The organism is Streptomyces sp. NPDC039430, from assembly GCF_055639435.1.
On record NZ_JBVKAK010000007.1, the window covers coordinates 80,624 to 96,861 of the forward strand.

General features: G+C 72.1%; 16 protein-coding genes. 8 read left to right on the top strand and 8 right to left on the bottom strand.

Features of this window, described 5'->3' with window-relative positions; genetic code table 11:
- Positions 1-69 precede the first annotated feature (69 nt).
- The 5 genes from ACZ7LS_RS19060 to ACZ7LS_RS19080 all read left to right on the top strand — a co-directional run bounded on the left by ACZ7LS_RS19060 (position 70) and on the right by ACZ7LS_RS19080 (position 4,978).
- The gene (locus tag ACZ7LS_RS19060; RefSeq protein WP_382520208.1) at positions 70-1,053 is read left to right on the top strand and encodes a Bug family tripartite tricarboxylate transporter substrate binding protein; all 984 of its coding nucleotides are present in this window, start codon (positions 70-72) and stop codon (positions 1,051-1,053) included.
- A 104-nt stretch (positions 1,054-1,157) separates the two neighbouring features.
- On the top strand, positions 1,158-1,640 hold the full coding sequence (locus ACZ7LS_RS19065) for a tripartite tricarboxylate transporter TctB family protein (protein WP_382520301.1): 483 nt from the start codon (positions 1,158-1,160) through the stop codon (positions 1,638-1,640).
- Between the two features lie 3 nt (positions 1,641-1,643).
- Positions 1,644-3,176 carry a tripartite tricarboxylate transporter permease gene (locus ACZ7LS_RS19070; protein ID WP_382520206.1) on the top strand — a complete coding sequence of 511 codons (1,533 nt, stop codon included), beginning with the start codon at positions 1,644-1,646 and terminating at the stop codon, positions 3,174-3,176.
- A gap of 131 nt (positions 3,177-3,307) precedes the next feature.
- The gene (locus ACZ7LS_RS19075; protein WP_385135214.1) at positions 3,308-4,495 is read left to right on the top strand and encodes a methyltransferase domain-containing protein; all 1,188 of its coding nucleotides are present in this window, start codon (positions 3,308-3,310) and stop codon (positions 4,493-4,495) included.
- A gap of 108 nt (positions 4,496-4,603) precedes the next feature.
- Positions 4,604-4,978 carry a GntR family transcriptional regulator gene (locus ACZ7LS_RS19080; RefSeq protein ID WP_030354975.1) on the top strand — a complete coding sequence of 125 codons (375 nt, stop codon included), beginning with the start codon at positions 4,604-4,606 and terminating at the stop codon, positions 4,976-4,978.
- Between the two features lie 75 nt (positions 4,979-5,053).
- Here the strand turns inward: ACZ7LS_RS19080 and ACZ7LS_RS19085 are convergent, their stop codons facing one another.
- From ACZ7LS_RS19085 to ACZ7LS_RS19100, 4 genes are all read right to left on the bottom strand, one after another.
- The gene (locus ACZ7LS_RS19085; RefSeq protein ID WP_351419968.1) at positions 5,054-6,163 is read right to left on the bottom strand and encodes a DUF5925 domain-containing protein; all 1,110 of its coding nucleotides are present in this window, start codon (positions 6,161-6,163) and stop codon (positions 5,054-5,056) included.
- A 121-nt stretch (positions 6,164-6,284) separates the two neighbouring features.
- Complete coding sequence (locus tag ACZ7LS_RS19090) at positions 6,285-7,079, bottom strand: polysaccharide deacetylase family protein (RefSeq protein WP_382971349.1); 795 nt, start codon at positions 7,077-7,079, stop codon at positions 6,285-6,287.
- Between the two features lie 35 nt (positions 7,080-7,114).
- Positions 7,115-8,239 (bottom strand): glycosyltransferase family 2 protein, encoded by a 1,125-nt coding sequence (locus tag ACZ7LS_RS19095; protein ID WP_385135216.1) that lies wholly within the window; start codon positions 8,237-8,239, stop codon positions 7,115-7,117.
- Positions 8,236-9,141, bottom strand: coding sequence for a glycosyltransferase family 2 protein (locus ACZ7LS_RS19100; protein ID WP_382520200.1), 906 nt, complete (start codon positions 9,139-9,141; stop codon positions 8,236-8,238). Before ACZ7LS_RS19100 ends, ACZ7LS_RS19095 begins: the two co-directional genes overlap by 4 nt.
- A gap of 526 nt (positions 9,142-9,667) precedes the next feature.
- Between ACZ7LS_RS19100 and ACZ7LS_RS19105 the strand changes: the two genes are divergently transcribed.
- Both ACZ7LS_RS19105 and ACZ7LS_RS19110 read left to right on the top strand, forming a co-directional pair.
- Positions 9,668-10,477 (top strand): SGNH/GDSL hydrolase family protein, encoded by an 810-nt coding sequence (locus ACZ7LS_RS19105; RefSeq protein WP_382520198.1) that lies wholly within the window; start codon positions 9,668-9,670, stop codon positions 10,475-10,477.
- A 245-nt stretch (positions 10,478-10,722) separates the two neighbouring features.
- On the top strand, positions 10,723-10,986 hold the full coding sequence (locus ACZ7LS_RS19110) for a hypothetical protein (protein ID WP_382670993.1): 264 nt from the start codon (positions 10,723-10,725) through the stop codon (positions 10,984-10,986).
- Between the two features lie 257 nt (positions 10,987-11,243).
- Here ACZ7LS_RS19110 and ACZ7LS_RS19115 read toward each other — a convergent pair whose 3' ends face one another.
- Positions 11,244-12,026, bottom strand: a complete 783-nt coding sequence (locus ACZ7LS_RS19115; RefSeq protein ID WP_385135219.1) for an ABC transporter permease — start codon at positions 12,024-12,026, stop codon at positions 11,244-11,246.
- Positions 12,023-13,135 carry an ATP-binding cassette domain-containing protein gene (locus ACZ7LS_RS19120; RefSeq protein WP_385135221.1) on the bottom strand — a complete coding sequence of 371 codons (1,113 nt, stop codon included), beginning with the start codon at positions 13,133-13,135 and terminating at the stop codon, positions 12,023-12,025. The genes ACZ7LS_RS19115 and ACZ7LS_RS19120 overlap by 4 nt, the downstream gene beginning before the upstream one ends.
- A gap of 64 nt (positions 13,136-13,199) precedes the next feature.
- Here ACZ7LS_RS19120 and ACZ7LS_RS19125 point away from each other — a divergent pair, with 64 nt between their 5' ends.
- The gene (locus ACZ7LS_RS19125) at positions 13,200-13,982 is read left to right on the top strand and encodes a TetR/AcrR family transcriptional regulator (RefSeq protein WP_385135222.1); all 783 of its coding nucleotides are present in this window, start codon (positions 13,200-13,202) and stop codon (positions 13,980-13,982) included.
- Positions 13,983-14,021: 39 nt separating this feature from the next.
- On the opposite strand, the gene ACZ7LS_RS19130 is transcribed toward ACZ7LS_RS19125, so the two are convergent.
- Entirely contained in the window at positions 14,022-15,233 is a 1,212-nt protein-coding gene (locus ACZ7LS_RS19130; protein WP_385135224.1) for a type ISP restriction/modification enzyme, read from the bottom strand.
- A 229-nt stretch (positions 15,234-15,462) separates the two neighbouring features.
- The gene (locus tag ACZ7LS_RS19135) at positions 15,463-16,032 is read right to left on the bottom strand and encodes a DUF4232 domain-containing protein (RefSeq protein WP_382671006.1); all 570 of its coding nucleotides are present in this window, start codon (positions 16,030-16,032) and stop codon (positions 15,463-15,465) included.
- Positions 16,033-16,238 lie beyond the last annotated feature (206 nt).

Sequence of the window (16,238 nt, forward strand, 5' to 3'; positions counted from 1 at the left end):
GCAACATGTGGCCCACTTCACAGCTCTTCGCGCACTTCTGCGCGCGCAGCACTTCGAAAGGCGGCACACGTGCGATCCCGCACCCCCCTGGCCCTGCTCGGGTCGGCGCTGCTGGTGCTGGTGGGGCCACCGCTGCTCTCCGCGGGCAGTGGCGCCGACACCGGTACGCAGATCCCCGGCCTGCGCTTCATGGTCCCCAATACCCCCGGCGGCGGCTACGACATCACGGCCCGCACCCTGGCCAAGAACGCCGAGGACGCCGAACTGACCCACAACATCGAGGTCTTCAACCTGCCCGGCGCCGGCGGCACCGTCGGGCTCACCCGCCTCGTCGGTGAGCACGGCAACGGCAAGCTCGCGATGTCCATGGGGCTCGGGGTGGTCGGCGCCGTCCACACCAACAAGTCGCCCAAGACCCTCGCCGACACGACCCCGATCGCCCGGATCACCGAGGAATCGGACATCGTCGTCGTCGGCAAGGACTCCCCGTTCAAGTCCATCGACGACCTGCTGACGGCCTGGAAGGCCAACCCGGCCAAGGTGCCCGTCGGCGGCGGATCGTCACCCGGCGGACCCGACCATCTCGCCCCCATGCTGATGGCGGAGGCCGCGGGCATCGCCCCGAAGACGGTCAACTACGTTCCGTTCGACGGCGGCGGCGAACTCCTCGCCTCGATCCTCGGCAACAAGGTCGCCTTCGGCGTCTCCGGTCTCGGCGAGTACCTCGACCAGATCAAATCCGGTGAGCTGCGGCTTCTCGCCGTCACCGGCCCCGAGCGGATCCCCGGCCTGGACGCCCCCACCCTGCGCGAGTCCGGCCTCGACACCGACTTCACCAACTGGCGCGGCATCGTCGCCCCGCCGGGAATCTCCGACGCCGAGCGCACCAAGCTTCTCGCCTTCTTCGAGAAGCTCCACGACTCGCCCCAGTGGCGGGACTCCCTCAAGAAGAACGGCTGGGACGACGCGTTCCTGACCGGCGAGAAGTTCGGTGACTTCCTCGCCGAGGAAGACCGCCGCGTGGACTCGGTCCTGAAGGAGCTGGGACTGTGACGACACCCACCGGCACGCCGGAAACACCGGACAAGCCGCACACGGCCACCGAGGCGCGAGGAGCGTCCGGGACCCCGGACTCCGGCGTCGGCGCCCGTTCCTGGCTGCGCGAGCACTCCGAGATCGGCGTCGGACTCCTCCTGCTCGTCCTCGGTGTCCTCGTCCTCACCGACGCGCTCACCATGAACGTCGACATCGCCCAGCGCGGCCCCGTCGGCCCCAAGACCGTCCCGGTCGTCGTCGGCATCGGCCTGCTCGTCGTCGCCGTACTGCTCACCCTCGACGTCCTGCGCGGCGGCCGGGGCGAGGCGGAAGGCGGCGAGGACATCGACCTCGCGGAGCCCAGCGACTGGCGGACCGTACTGCTGCTCGCCGGTGTCTTCCTCGGCAACGCCGTCCTCATCGGCCCGCTCGGCTTCCCGATCTCCGGCGCCCTGCTCTTCTGGGGCTCGGCGTACGCGCTCGGCAGCCGCCACCACCACCGTGACCCGCTGATCGCCGCGGGCCTCTCGCTGGCCACCTATTTCGTCTTCAACAACCTGCTCGGTGTCCCCCTCCCCGGTGGCCCGCTGATGGGGGTGCTGTAACCGATGGACTCCCTGAACTCGCTCATCGACGGCTTCGGTACGGCGCTCACGCCGATGAATCTGCTCTGGGCCGCGATAGGCGTGCTGCTCGGCACGGCCATCGGGGTCCTGCCCGGCATCGGCCCCGCCATGGCCGTCGCCCTGCTGCTCCCCGTGACGTACGGGCTCGAACCGACCGGCGCGTTCATCATGTTCGCCGGCATCTACTACGGCGCGATGTTCGGCGGCTCGACCACCTCGATCCTGCTCAACACCCCAGGTGAGAGCGCCGCCGTGGTGGCCGCCATCGAGGGCAACCCGATGGCCAAGGCCGGACGGGGAGCACAGGCGCTCGCCGCGGCGGCCGGCGGGCACTTCGCCGGCGGCATGATCGGCACGATTCTGCTGGTGGTCCTCGCGCCCACCGTCGCCTCGCTCGCGGTGGACATCGGTGCCCCCGACTACTTCGCGATCATGGTGCTGGCGTTCATCGCCGTCACCTCCGTCCTCGGCTCCTCCCGGATCCGCGGACTCGCCTCACTGCTCATCGGACTCACCCTCGGTCTGGTCGGCCTCGACCAGATGACCGGCCAGCAGCGCCTGACCTTCGGCACACTCCAGCTCGCCGACGGCATCGACGTGGTCATCGTCGCCGTCGGGCTCTTCGCGATCGGCGAGGCCCTCTGGGTCGCCGCGCACCTGCGGCGCTCCACGGGCGAGGCCATCCCGGTCGGCCGCCCCTGGCTCGGCAAGAAGGACGTCAGCCGCACCTGGCGGCCCTGGCTGCGCGGCCCGCTCATCGGTTTCCCGTTCGGCGCGATCCCGGCCGGCGGTGCGGAGATCCCCACGTTCCTCTCGTACGTCACGGAGAAGCGGCTCTCCAAGCACAAGGACGAGTTCGGCAAGGGCGCCATCGAGGGCGTGGCGGGACCCGAGTCCGCGGCCTCCGCCTCGGCGGCCGGGACGCTGGTCTCGATGCTGACCCTCGGACTGCCCACGACGGCCGTCGCCGCCGTGATGCTGGCCGCCTTCCAGCAGTACGGCATCCAGCCGGGACCGCTGCTCTTCGAACGCGAACCCGACCTCGTCTGGGGCCTGATCGCCTCGCTCTTCGTCGGCATGGTGCTGCTGCTCGCGCTCAACCTGCCGCTCGCACCGGTCTGGGCCAAGCTGCTGCGCGTCCCGCGCCCCTATCTCTACGCGGGGATCCTCTTCTTCGCGGCCGTCGGCGCGTACGCGGTCGGCGGGGAGGCGCTGGACCTGGTCATCCTGCTGATCATCGGTCTGATCGGCTTCGGTATGCGGCGCTACGGACTGCCGGTGCTGCCGGCCGTGATCGGCGTCATCCTCGGCCCGGCCGCCGAACAGCAGCTGCGGCGCGCGCTCCAGATCAGTGACGGAAGCGTGTCCGGGCTGGTCAACACGCCCTTCTCCGTGACGGTGTACGCGGTGATCGTGCTGCTGCTCGCCTGGCCGGGGGTGAAGAAGCTGATCGCGCTGCGCCGCGACCGCGGCGACCGCGGTGACCGCGGCGACCGCGAGGACGTGACGGTCTGACGCACGGCCGCACCCCTGAGCCCCGCGATCGCCACTCCGGTGGTCGCGGGGCTCAGGCGTGTACGCGGGCTCAGGCGCGTATTCAGGAGCAGGTCAGGGGCGTTGTCAGTGGTGGCTGCCACCATCGGGGCATGACCACGATCGACTGGGACGCTCTCGCCGACTCCTTCGACCAGGAGCCCGATCACGGGCTGCTGGACCCCGCCGTCCGCGCCGCCTGGGCCGCCCGGCTGGCGGACTGGCTGCCCGGGGCACCGTCCCGGGTGCTCGACCTCGGGTGCGGTACGGGTAGCCTGGCCCTGCTCGCCGCGGAGCGCGGCCATCGGGTGACGGCCGTCGATCTCTCGCCCCGCATGGTGGCTCTGGCCAGAGCCAAGCTGGCGGATACGGACGCGGAGGTGCTGGTCGGCGACGCGGGACGGCCGCCGGTGGGGGAGCGGACGTTCGATGTGGTGCTGGCCCGCCATGTGCTCTGGATGCTGCCGGATCCCGAAGAGGCCCTGCGGCACTGGGCGTCGCTGCTGCGACCGGGCGGGCGGCTGGTGCTGATCGAAGGGGTCTGGGGCGGTACGGGCCTGCCCGCCGCCCGGCTCACCGCCGCCCTGGCCCCGCTCACCGAACGGGTCCACCATGAGCGGCTCTCCGCGGAGCCCGCCCTCTGGGGCCGCCCGGTCGACGACGAACGGTACGCGCTGATCGCCCGGCCGGCCCCGCCCGTGCGCCATACCGAGGTGGTCGACGTCCATCTGATCCTGCGCAGGGGCGACGAGGTCCTGCTCGCCCGCCGCTCCGGCACGGGATACGGGGACGGCCTGCTCAACGGCCCCTCAGGACATGTCGAGCGGGGCGAGGACGTCCGTACGGCCATGATCCGTGAGGCGTGCGAGGAGATCGGCGTCGAGCTGACCCCCGCCGATCTGCGCGTCGCGCTGGTCATGCAGCACAGGGGACCGGCCGGACAGCCCCGGATCGGCTGGTTCTTCGAGGCCGAGTACGGCGCCGGGGGCGAGCCGTACAACCGCGAGCCGGAGAAGTGCTCCGGCCTCTCCTGGCATCCGCTGGCAGCGCTCCCGGACGATCTGGTCGCCTACTGCCGCGCGGGACTCGACGCCTACCGCGCCGGCGACCGCTTCGTCATCCACTGGCACGAGGACGACGACCCGATCGCCCACACCCCGGGCGCCCCGGACCGGTCGGTCATCCTGCCGGCGACCGCCACCGCCTCCGCCATGACCAGCCACACCGCCGCCGGCACCGCCGACTCCGCCGGCACCGCCGACTCCGTTGTCTCCGGAAGCGCGGGAGCGCAGGCCCGTTGACCGGGTACCACCGGGGCGCCGCCCCTTACGCGCCCCGCTCCCGTCGCGTTCCGGCCACCCCTGCCGTGTACCGCACGGTGGCGGTGGGTCGTGGGGGAGAATCGATTCGTGACCTTGAAGATCGTGATCGACCCGGCCGCCACGACCGCACCGTACGAACAACTGCGTACTCAGATCTCCGCGAAGGCGCGGTCGGGCGCGCTGCCCGTCGGATACAGACTCCCGACCGTGCGGGGGCTCGCCGAGGAGCTGGGGCTGGCCGCCAACACCGTCGCCAAGGCATATCGCGCGCTGGAGACCGACGGGGTGATCGAGACCCGGGGCAGGAACGGTACGTTCGTCGCCGCCGCGGGGGAGGCCGCCGAGCGGGAGACCGCCGCGGCCGCGCGGGCCTACGCGGAGCGCGCCCAGCGACTGGGGCTCGGCCGGGCCGCCGCGCTCGCCGCAGTGGAGGAAGCGGTACGGGCCGTCTACGCCAGATGACCGGAAGCGGCACGGCCGGCCGCCGGATGACGGTGACGGATGACGGACAGGACATCGGGCGCGGGACGCGCGATGTCAGAGGTAGAGGCCCGCGTCCTCGCCCGTGTGCTGGGCCGGGACCGACGCCGGGCCGGTGCCGCGGCGCAGCGCGTACAGCTCCGCCAGCGTCGCACCCTCGCGGCCGACCGCCGTCTCCCAGTCGCCGTCCTCCCGGCTCAGCCAGGACAGCGCCTCGGGACGGGTCAGCGAGCCGACCTCGATCCTGGCCAGACAGCGCCCCGGCCTGACCACCGCCGGATGCAGCCGCTCCAGGTCCTCGTTGGTCGTCACCCCCACCAGGACGTTCCTGCCCTGGCCGAGCAGCCCGTCGGTGAGGTTCAGCAGCCGTGACAGCGCCTGCCCCGCCGTGTGCTTGGCCTCACCGCGGATGAGTTCGTCGCAGTCCTCCAGGAGCAGCAGCCGCCAGCGGCCCTTCGCCGAGCCGTCGTCCTCGCCGATCGCGATGTCCATCAGATAGCCGACATCGTTGAAGAGCCGCTCGGGGTCGAGCACACAGTCCACCTGGCACCAGTCGCGCCACGAACGGGCCAGCGTGCGCAGCGCGGACGTCTTGCCGGTGCCCGGCGGGCCGTGCAGCAGGAGCAGCCGGCCCGCGATGTCGTCCGGGGTCACCTTCATCAGCCGGTCCATCGCGTCGGCAACCGGCGCGGTGTAGTTGGGCCTGACCTCGTCCCACGTACCGGCCGCGATCTGCCGGGTGGTGCGGTGCGGGCCGCGGCGCGGCGAGACGTACCAGAAGCCCATGGTCACGTTCTCGGGCTGCGGTTCCGGCTCGTCCTGCGCGCCGTCGGTCACCTGGTGGTGGATCTTCTCGGCCAGTTCCGAGCTGACCGCCGTCACCGTGACATCGGCGCCGCGGTTCCAGCGGGACACCAGCAGGGTCCAGCCGGCGCCCTCGGCGAGTGTCGCGCTGCGGTCGTCGTCGCGGGCCGCGCGCAGCACGGTCGCGTCCGGCGGCAGCAGCGTCACCCCCGTTCTGACCCGGTCGATCGTGGAGCTGTGGGAGTACGGCTGCTCGCCCGTGGCGAAGCGGCCGAGGAACAGCGCGTCGACCACATCCGAGGGCGAGTCGCTGTCGTCGACGTTGAGCCGGATCGGCAGGGCGTCCTGAGGCTTGGCAGACATGTCGCCCATGATCCGGCACGGGGGCGGTCGATGCACGGTGTTTTGCCCTGTGGCGGCGACCGGACGGGGCCTGGTGACCGAACGCGCCGGAGCTCGCTCCGCGCGCCCGCACCTGTGGCCGTCACCCCCGGCCGGCCGTGATCGTACGGCTGACCTCCCCGCCGATCGCCCCCGCACGCCGGGCGCGGCGCACCACGGCGTACGCCTTGGTCAGCGCCCGGTCCCCGGCGAAGGAGCGGCCGACCGCCCTGCCCTCCACCAGCCGCCCGAACTCCTCGATGCCCGTTCCCCGGCGCACCGTCACCCGTGCCAGGGCGTAGGGGCCCTGGCTCCGGCGGGCGAGTGCGTTCCCCACGGCGAGCGACTGCGCGAACCCGGCCGCGCGGACCGTACGCCGCACGCGCCGGCTGGAGTAGCCGTACGGATAGGCGAAGGAGACGGGCGGGGCGCCCAGCTCCGTCGCGATGATCTCCCGGCAGCGCCGGGTCTCGAAGCCGAGCCGCCGGCCGTCCAGCTGGTCCAGCTGCGGATGGGTGTGGCTGTGGCCGCCGATCTCCATACCGGCGGCGGCCAGTTCGCGCACCTGGTCCCAGTCGAGCATGGTGCCGGGCGCGCCGCCCTCGTCGTACGGCCCGCGCAGCCACCCCGTCGAGACGAACAGCGTGGCGGGGAAGGCGTACGGGGCCAGAGCGGGGAGCGCGTGCCGGTGCACGCCCTCGTAGCCGTCGTCGAAGGTGATCAGTACGGGCCGCTTCGGCAGGGAAGCGCCCGTGCGCCAGGCATCGGCGAGCCGTGCCGTGGTGACGGGGGTGAACCCGCGCCCGTGGAGCAGGGCCAGCTGCTCCGCGAACGCCTCGGGCGAGACGGAGAGCGCGTACGTGGCGGCCGAGGGCCGGTGCCCGACGGCGTGGTACATGAGGATCGGTACGGGGGCGCCCGTTCCGCCCCGGCTCACGCGACCGCCCCCGGGGGGCCGGCGCTCGGCGCGGCGGCACGCGCGACCGGGCCCGTCGCGACCTGATTCGTCGTGACCGGGTTCGTCGCGATCGGCTCCCACGAGAAGGCGACGACCCCGCGCCGGGTCCGGAAGCGCCCCACCAGATAGCCGGCGGTCGTCACCGTCACCCCCGCGACGATCGCGCCGGCGCGGCCCAGACCGCCCGGCCGCCCCCGTAACGCGTCGCGTACGCCGCGCACCACACCCGCCGGAAGCACGCGGGTGGTGTAGCGGCGTTCGGACGCGAGCCCCTTTCGCACGCCCACGCTTCTGGCGACCAGCGCCTTCGACAACCCCTCGGCGTAACCGCGCGTACGGAAGTAGTCGAGCCGCGTGCGGACCGCGGGCACTTTGTGGTGGATGACCGACCGGTCGTCGAGCAGGATCACCGCGTCCGGCACGGCCGTGGCGAGCCGGATGCACAGCTCCGTCTCCTCACAGCCCAGCGGACGTTTGTCGCCGTCGCGTCCGATTCCCGTCGCGAACCCCCCGGCCGCGTCGAAAGCGGTGCGCCGGAACGACGCGTTCCCGCCGAGTACGTTGCGCACCCGCGCCGTGCCGCCCGGCAGCCCCCGGTACGTACAGCCGACGACCCAGTCGAACTCCTCGGGGAACCACTCCGGCCGTCGCCCCGAGGCCCAGACCGGAACCGTCCGCCCGCCGACCGCCAGTACGCGCGGATCGTCGTACGCCTCGTCGAAGAAACGCAGCCAGTCCCGCTCGGCGACGGCGTCGTCGTCGAGGAACGCGACCAGTTCACCGCGAGCGGCCGCGATACCGGTGTTCCGGCCGGCGGAGAGACCGCGCGGGCCCGCGTTGGCGAGCACCCGCACCTCCCCGCGCGCCGAGTGCTCCGGGTGCTCCCGGTGCTCCCGGTACTCTCCGCCGAGCCGGGCCAGGAGCGCCGGGTTGTGGTCGACCACGAGGAGCGTCTCCAGGGCCGGCAGAGACTGCTGCCGTACCGAGTCGACGGCCGCGAGGATGTCGTCCCAGCGCTCCTCGGTATAGACGCAGATCACCACGGAGAACGACCGCGGAGGGGGTTCGCGGTGGCGGTCGTCCTGGTGAGGGCGGGTCACAGCACCTCTCCCCGGGGCATCGTGGGTGCCACGGGCACGACCGGGACCGCCGGGATGGTGAGCCGGAGCCCGGCCGGGCGGCGGCGGACCGACCGGACCGACCGGGGGATGCCCTGCTCGCGCAGTATGACCCGCAGCACCCGGAGGCCGTCGCGGACGGCTCTCAGATTGCTGACGCCATGGATCCGGTCGTACTCGTGGCTCGGTATCTCCTGCACCCTCATCCCGGCCTTCACCACCCGGATGTTCATCAGGGTCTCGACCTCGAACCCGGTGCAGTCCAGCGTGATCTCGTCCAGACAGTGGCGCCAGAAGGCGTTGTAGCCGTAGCAGAGATCGGTGTACCGGGCGCCGAACTTGGCGTTGACGACCGCGCACAGCACTCTGTTGCCGAGCTTGCGGATCCGCGTCATGTCGTCCGTACCACCGCCGTTGGCGAACCGTGAGCCCTTCGCGAAGTCGGCGCCGGAGACCAGGGCCGACACATACGAGACGATCTCCTGCCCGTCGGCCGAGCCGTCCGCGTCGACCATCACGATGATGTCGCCGGTACAGGCGGCGAAGCCGCTGATCAGGGCGTCGCCCTTGCCCGTGCCGCGCTGTTCCACGACCTTCACGTCCGGCCGCAGCGCACGGGCGACCCGGACGGTGTCATCGGTCGAATTGCCGTCCACGAGCACGACTTCATGGATCCAGTCGGGCAGGGACCTGAAGACGTACGGCAGGTTGCGCGCCTCGTTCATCGCCGGGATCACGACGCTCACGGGCGGAGCGATCGCGAGATGCGAGGAGACCGCCCGGTAAGGGCGCTCGCCCATCGGATGCGGCCGGCCCGCCGTGGTCCGGGACGGAATGGCCAACGGATCTTCGCCCGGTGATTCCGGGCGCAGAACAGCGCTCACTTGTCGATTTCCCTCTCGTCCGGTGGACCGCCCGCCCCTGGGCGGTCCGGCTGTGTTTCCGGTTCGAAAGGGGGGTTCTCACCCGGGCCATGACGGCATGGAACGGAGAACTCCCGCTGGACGGGCGAGCTGTGGAACGTGTCGCGCGGCGCACGACTTGGCACCGCCCCCGGTCATCGAGTGCGGTCACCCCCCTGCCGCGACCCGCTCCGGAGGCCGACGCGACTCCTGGGCCCTCCCCTTGAGCCGCTCGTGCGATGGACCGATGCGGGTGGATGTACGACGGTATTGATGATTGGGACCCTATGGCAAGACCTGGAACGTCAGCGCGCTTTTCGCTTCTTTGGCCGTACATCGCCGGTCGATTCCGTAACCTCCTCGATCAGATCTATTCGAATAGGGGCGAAGCGCGCGCATTCGATGCTCCGGCCGGAAGCCTCATGGAATGTTCTTGGCATGAACACTTCCAGTGAAGTGAACTGCCTGGTAACTAAGTTGAGGCAGCAATCCTGCTAGGAGAGGTCTTATGAAACTGTCCCGCATCACAGCGTTCTCGTCCTCGCTCCTCCTCGGCGCCGTGCTCGCTCTCACCGGAGCCGCCACGGCCCAGGCCGCGGACTCGGCGGCAGCCGTCGACTATGTGGCGCTCGGCGACTCGTACTCCTCGGGCGTCGGATCCGGCAGCTACGACAGCGGGAGCGGCAGTTGCAAACGCACCCCCAAGGCGTTCCCCGCGCTCTGGGCGGCCGCGAACGCACCCGCCTCCTTCGCGTTCACCGCCTGTTCCGGCGCTCGTACGGGTGATGTGACCGCCGGTCAGCTGGGCCCGGTCAACTCGGGAACCGATCTGATCAGCATCAGCATCGGCGGGAACGACGCCGGCTTCGCCGATGTGATGACCACCTGCGTGCTCCAGTCGGAGGCGACCTGCCTCAACCGGGTCGCGCAGGCACGCGCGTTCGTCGACAGCACCCTGCCAGGAAACCTCAACTCGGTGTACACGGCCATCAGATCCAAGGCGCCGTCGGCCCGGGTGGTCGTCCTCGGGTATCCGCGCTTCTACCAGCTCAACGGCACCTGCACCTCGGGGCTGAGCGAGAACGAGCGGGCCGCGATCAACAGCGCCGCCGACTACCTCAACACGGCGACCGCCAAGCGCGCGGCCGACCACGGCTTCACCTTCGCCGATGTCGCCGGGGCCTTCACCGGACACGAGATCTGCTCCGGCGCGGCGTGGCTGCACAGCGTGAACTGGCTCAACATCGGCGAGTCGTACCACCCCACCGCCGCCGGTCAGTCGGGCGGCTATCTGCCGGCCTTCCGCTCGGCGGCATGACGCCCGGTCGATGAGGGCGGGGCCGGTCGCCGGGGCCTGGTGAGACCCGGAACCGGCCCCGCCGCACGCGGTGGCCCCTGATACGGCGAAGTGTCCAACTCGCCCTGAAATAAGATGGATCGGGCAGTGGCGGTCGCTACCCGTACGGGTGTGGTCCGTCGCAAAGGCGGTATACACGGGTGTCCCGGTGGGGCGATAGGGTTAACCTGCCCGGGCCGGGTGCCCTCGTACGGGTGGGGAGTGAAATGGAACAGATAACGGTGCACAGCAGGGCGCGAGTCCCTGCGATCACATGCGGGAGCGGCGCGTCCAGTTCGCGCCTCGACCGACATCTCTCGGTGCTCGGCGGTCCCGCCGTGCCACAGCGGGAGACGGCCGAGGCGACGCTGCTGATGCGCGAGCTGACGTCGCGTGACCGCTCGGAGACTCATGGGAGCAAGGGCGCGCGCGTCTCGCTCTTCGCGCCGCTGCGGCGGCTGCGCCGCTCGCTGTTCGGCAGCCGCCGCTGATCCTCACGGCTCCATGGCGTCGGCGCGCCAACACCGTGAGCGGGTGATCGCCTCACGGCGTTATGGCATGCCTGAGCGCGTCCGGGCGTTCCCGCACGCGCTCGGGTGATCACGCTGCCCGGCGCAGTGCCGCACTCCACTCGTCCGTCATCCCCAGCGGGCCCGCGGCAGTGCGCCGGAGCGTCGAAGCGGTGGCCCCGGCCGGTGAATCCACTCCCCGACACCGGTCCGGGCCGGCCGCCCCGGCCTTCTCCGCCTCAGGCGTCGCTTCCCGCGTACCGCCGGAGCGCGAGCGGTACGAACAGCGCGAGCAGCAGCAGCGACCAGAACAGCGATCCGGCCACCGGATGCGCCACCGGCCAGGCGGCGTCCGCGGCCGGCGCGGCATTGCCGCAGAGATCGCGGACCGCCGCCGCGAGCGCGCTGATCGGGTTCCACTCCGCGACCGCACGCAGCCAGCCGGGCAGCCCCTCGGCCGGGATGTACGCGTTGGAGAGCAGCGGCAGGATGAATGTCGTGGCGCCGAGCTGACCGGCCGCTTCCTCATTTCGGATGAGCAGCCCGAGATACGTACCGACCCAGTTGGCCGCGAACCGGAAGAGCAGCAGCAGCCCGAGGGCGCCGAGCGCGCCGAGTACGCCGCCCTCGATCCGCCACCCCACCGCGAGCCCCACCAGCAGCAGCGGCACCATCCCCGCGGCCGTCGTCAGCAGATCCGCCGCGGTCTGCCCCAGTGGTACGGCGGCCCTGCTCATCGGCAGCGTCAGAAACCGGTCCATGACCCCGCGCTGCACGTCCTGCGACGCCTGGAACATCCCGGTCATGATGCCGCCCGCGGCCGTCGCGGCGAGCAGCCCCGGCACGAGATAGGCGCGGTACTGCTCACCCGGCACCGCCAAGGCGCTGCCGAAGACATAGCCGAAGAACAGCAGCATGTTGATCGGCATGGCCTGGGTGAGGATCACCACGCCCGGCGCGTGTCTGATGCGCTGGAGGTGACGTCCGAGGACGGCGCCGCTGTCGTACGCGAGGGTGCTCATGCGGCGTGCTCCTTGTCGTGTGGCCCGTCGTGCCGTTCGGTGCGCCGCTCGTCGTGTCGTCTGCCGTGTCGTTCGGCGCGGCGCTCGTCGTGCCGGTGGGGCGCGCGGGGGTCCGTACGGTCCGTCAGCCGCAGGAAGACCTCGTCGAGCGTCGGCGGACGCAGGCTGGCGTCGGCCACCGGCACCCCCGCCGCGTCCAGCTCCCGCACGAGCCGGGGCAGGGTCAGCGCCGGGTCCTTCGCCACGGCCCCGGCGGTGCGGCGCTCCCGGTCGAGCACCGGCTCGGCGCCGGTCAGCCGGTCCAGTACGGCCGCCGCCGCGAGGATCGCCGTCTCCGCCGCCGTGGCCGTCTCCGCCGCCGGCCGCGTCGCCGTGGCCGTCCCCGTGGGTTCCTCGGCGAGGACGACCTCCGCGTACGAGCCGATGAGCGCCTTGAGTTCGGCCGGGGTGCCGCGGTGGGCGGCCCGGCCCCGGTCGATCAGCACGATGTCGTCGGCCAGCCGGTCGGCCTCCTCCAGATACTGCGTGGTCAGCAGGATCGTGGTGCCCAGGCCGGCGAGTTCGCGCACGGCCCGCCAGATCTGGTCGCGGCTGTGCGGGTCGAGCCCGGTGGTCGGCTCGTCGAGGAAGAGCACCCGGGGGCGGGTCAGCAGACTGGCGGCCAGGTCGAGCCGCCGCCGCATCCCGCCGGAGTAGGTCCGGGCCGGCCGGTCCGCCGCGTCCGCCAGTTCGAAGCGCTCCAGAAGCTCATCGGCGCGGGCCCGGCCCGCGACGCCCCTGAGGCGGAGCAGCTTCGCGAAGAGCCGGAGGTTCTCCCGGCCCGTCAGCTCGCCGTCCACGGAGGCGTACTGGCCGGCGACCCCGATCGACCGGCGTACCGCGCGCGGATCGGCGAGGACGTCGTGCCCCGCGACCAGGGCGGTGCCCGCGTCGGGGGCGGTGAGGGTGGTCAGGATCCGTACGGCGGTGGTCTTGCCCGCGCCGTTCGGCCCGAGCACTCCGCAGACCGTGCCCTCCGCGACGGCCAGGTCCAGGCCGCGCAGGGCGTACACATCGGCCCCGTAGCGCTTCTCCAGACCTTCACTAAGTACAGCGTACGTAGTTGTCATGCGGCCTACCGTAGCGCACTACGTACGTTGTACGTAACTAAGATGGTGGACGAGGTGATGACCGATGGCGGGGCGACCTGCTGAACCCGAAGTGATCTGGGCGCGTCCCGAGCGGTCGGGCCGCGGCCCCAGACCGGCCTTCAGCCGCGCCGATATCGCGGCGGCGGCCTGCCGTGTCGCCGACGCGGGCGGCCTCGACGCCGTCACCATGCGCCACGTCGCCGCCGAGCTGGGCTGCGGCACGATGTCGCTCTACAACTACGTGCCGCGCAAGGAGGATCTGTACGAGCTGATGGTCGACCGGGTCGCCGGCGAGTACGACCTGCCCGAGAAGCCGTCCGGTGACTGGCGGGCCGATCTGACCGCGCTCGCGCACCGCGCCCGCGCGATCATGCACGCGCATCCCTGGATGGCGCGGCTGATGTCGGCGGTCTACGGATTCAGCCCGAACACGATGCGGTACCTCGAATACAGCCTGACCTGCCTGGACGCCATCGACGCGCCCTACGGCGAGAAGATGGAGCTGGTGGCGATGGTCAACGGTGTCGTGACCACGTATGTCGCCAACGAGCTCCAGACGGCCGAGCGCACCAAGTCCCTGCCGTGGTCCGCGGAGCGGGAGCACGCCATACGCATGGCCTACCTGGGCCGGGAGATCGCGTCGGGGCGCTATCCGCGGATGGCGGCGGCGTTCGCGGAGGACTCGGGGCCGATCGACATGGAGGCCGTCTTCGACCGGGCGCTCGCACGGGTCCTGGACGCGTTCGACACCCGGAGTCCGGAGAGCGCTCGGCGTCCGGAGAGCGCTCGGCGTCCGGAGACGTCCAGGCCGTCGGACACCGTCTGAAGCCGGTCGTCGGACACTTCCGAAGCGGGCCGCCGAAGGTCAGATCAGCGCGAACTGGCCTTCCGGACCCTCCTCGTGGTGGTCCAGTACGGAGGCCGGCCGCCGCGCCGCCGCCGGGACCGGCAGGACGCCCGCGGCACGCAGCTCCGCCGTACCGATCGCCGGACCGGCCCCGGGCAACTCCGCCTGAAGCGGCCGCAGTTCCGCCAGGAGCGCCAGGACCGTGATCAGCTCAAGCAGCTCGGAGGTCCACTCCCGCGGCCACTCCGACGGGCCGATCGCCGCCAGCGTGCCCGGCTCGGGACGGGCGGAACGGCGCTCGAACCACAGCTCCAGCGTCCGTACGCCGCCCACCGTGAAGTCCCATGCCCCGGCAGGTACGGGCGAGATACGGCCCGAGCCGAGCCGGAGCACCTCCTCTCCCGGGTCGTAGTCGATGGCCTCGGGCCGGGCGGGAACGGCGGCCCGGACATAGGGACGTCGGCCACCGGGCAGCCTGGGCCGCTCGCCGCCGTGTGCCCCGCGCAGCTGGATCCGGACCATCCGCCGCCCCAGCTCGACCCCGGAGGCCCAGACGGCGGGATCGGCGGTCAGCGGCACCGCGCAGCCGGCCGGGGTCCCCACGGAGACCGCCACGGCCCAGGCGAGCAGTTCCCCGGCGGTGACCTCGTGGCCGTACCGCGCGGCCAGCAGGGCGGTCAGCCCCGGGGCCAGATTGGGTTCCACGCCGCCGGGCCGACGGTAGAGCGGCCGGATCCTGCCCGGCCGCCCGGCCGGGGAGCGGCCGTCCGGCAGCGCCGCGCCGACCAGCAGCGCGGGCCCGGCGGCCGCCGGTACGAAACCCTGCTCCACGGCGAAGACCTGGTGGCCGTCGGCGACCCGCCACAGCTCGGGGCGGGCCGCGTCGATCAGCCGGTGGTCCGGGATCAGCCACTGCTCGTCGAACGGCCCGTGGAGCACCCGCACCGGCTCGGGGCAGCGCCCCGACTCCCGCGCGAACCGGCCGGTGCCGGTGGCCCGGCCGGGCAGCGCGGCGACCGCGCTGTTCGGCGTACGCGCCCGGGTCGGCCCGAACAGCGCCTCGCGCTCGGCGCCCTCGGCCCGTACGAGCCGGTCCCAGCGTGCGGTGAGGGAGGGCCGGTCGGGGGCGAGGATCCACTCCCTGCCGAGCCGCAGCGGGGGCGTCGACCACGGCATGAGATCGCTCAGCAGCGGGCTCTCGTCCGTCGCCCCGGACCGCGTCGCCGTCATACGGACCGCCCCTCCCGTCGGTCTGTGCGCCCTGGGCCCTGTCGGACAGGGCCCTCGGCCGCATGCTATCGGCCACCGCGCGAGGGCCGCCGAGGAAGGCTTCGGGGCACTGCCGCGCCATTGCCCGAGACGGCGGATGCCCCACCATCCGGCCTTGAGGGAACTTCTGGTGCGGTGCCGGCCTGCCGGGGTGCGCCCGAGCTGAACCTGGCGAGGGAAGCCCGACCGGTCAGCCGGCGACTCCGAAGGGGGTGATCTCGATCTTTCCCTCACACGGGTAGAGGTTCGGGAGGGGGGCCAGGGTCAGTGCCCGGGAGTCGCCCGGCACCCGGATGTCCGCACCGTAGGGAGACCATTCGAAGGGAGTGCCGACGCAGCTGTGCATGCCGCCCCCTTCCCAGACCAGCGTGAACGATGTCGCGTCGCCCGGGGCGAGGAGGACGTCCGGAAGGGCGTCCACGGAGGACCGGGTGATCGAGAAGGAGCGGGGCCTCGACGTGCTCTGCGGCTTGCCACAGGCGGGCGAGGGATCGCCTGCGGCGCAGCCCTGGATGGTGGCGTCACCGAAGAACGTGATGCCGGGCCAGCCTCTGAGCCGGCATGTGGTGGCGGACGTGTTGCGCAGCAGGATCGGGGTGGCGAACCAGCCCGGCTGACTCGACGGCGGGCCGCTGCGTCCCGCCGATGTCGTCAGATCGTCGGCCGCGCATGCGGGGGCGGGGGCGGGGGCCTGGGCGGGCGCCGTCGTGCGGGCCGGCGGGTTCGTGGGCGCCGTCTCTCGGCGGGGTGCCGTTTTCACGCCCGGCGTCGCTTGCCCGCTCGGGACGGCTGGACTGGCCGACCGCGAGGCGCGCTTGCCTTCCGCGGAAATCGATGGCCCGGCGGTGTCGGGGCGAGCACTCGCGTAGGTGGGCGGGACCTCCGGGATTGTCGGGCGCACGGCGCCACCACAGGCTGCGGTTGCGGTCACCAGGAGCACGGTGGCCAGTAAACGTCCCCCACCAC

Coding starts and splice junctions, on each gene's coding strand:
- ACZ7LS_RS19070 (WP_382520206.1), top strand. CDS start 1,644: ATGGACTCCCTGAACTCGCTCATCGACGGCTTCGGTACGGCGCTCACG.
- ACZ7LS_RS19075 (WP_385135214.1), top strand. CDS start 3,308: ATGACCACGATCGACTGGGACGCTCTCGCCGACTCCTTCGACCAGGAG.
- ACZ7LS_RS19085 (WP_351419968.1), bottom strand. CDS start 6,163: ATGTCTGCCAAGCCTCAGGACGCCCTGCCGATCCGGCTCAACGTCGAC.
- ACZ7LS_RS19090 (WP_382971349.1), bottom strand. CDS start 7,079: ATGTACCACGCCGTCGGGCACCGGCCCTCGGCCGCCACGTACGCGCTC.
- ACZ7LS_RS19105 (WP_382520198.1), top strand. CDS start 9,668: ATGAAACTGTCCCGCATCACAGCGTTCTCGTCCTCGCTCCTCCTCGGC.
- ACZ7LS_RS19110 (WP_382670993.1), top strand. CDS start 10,723: ATGGAACAGATAACGGTGCACAGCAGGGCGCGAGTCCCTGCGATCACA.
- ACZ7LS_RS19115 (WP_385135219.1), bottom strand. CDS start 12,026: ATGAGCACCCTCGCGTACGACAGCGGCGCCGTCCTCGGACGTCACCTC.
- ACZ7LS_RS19120 (WP_385135221.1), bottom strand. CDS start 13,135: ATGACAACTACGTACGCTGTACTTAGTGAAGGTCTGGAGAAGCGCTAC.
- ACZ7LS_RS19125 (WP_385135222.1), top strand. CDS start 13,200: ATGGCGGGGCGACCTGCTGAACCCGAAGTGATCTGGGCGCGTCCCGAG.
- ACZ7LS_RS19130 (WP_385135224.1), bottom strand. CDS start 15,233: ATGACGGCGACGCGGTCCGGGGCGACGGACGAGAGCCCGCTGCTGAGC.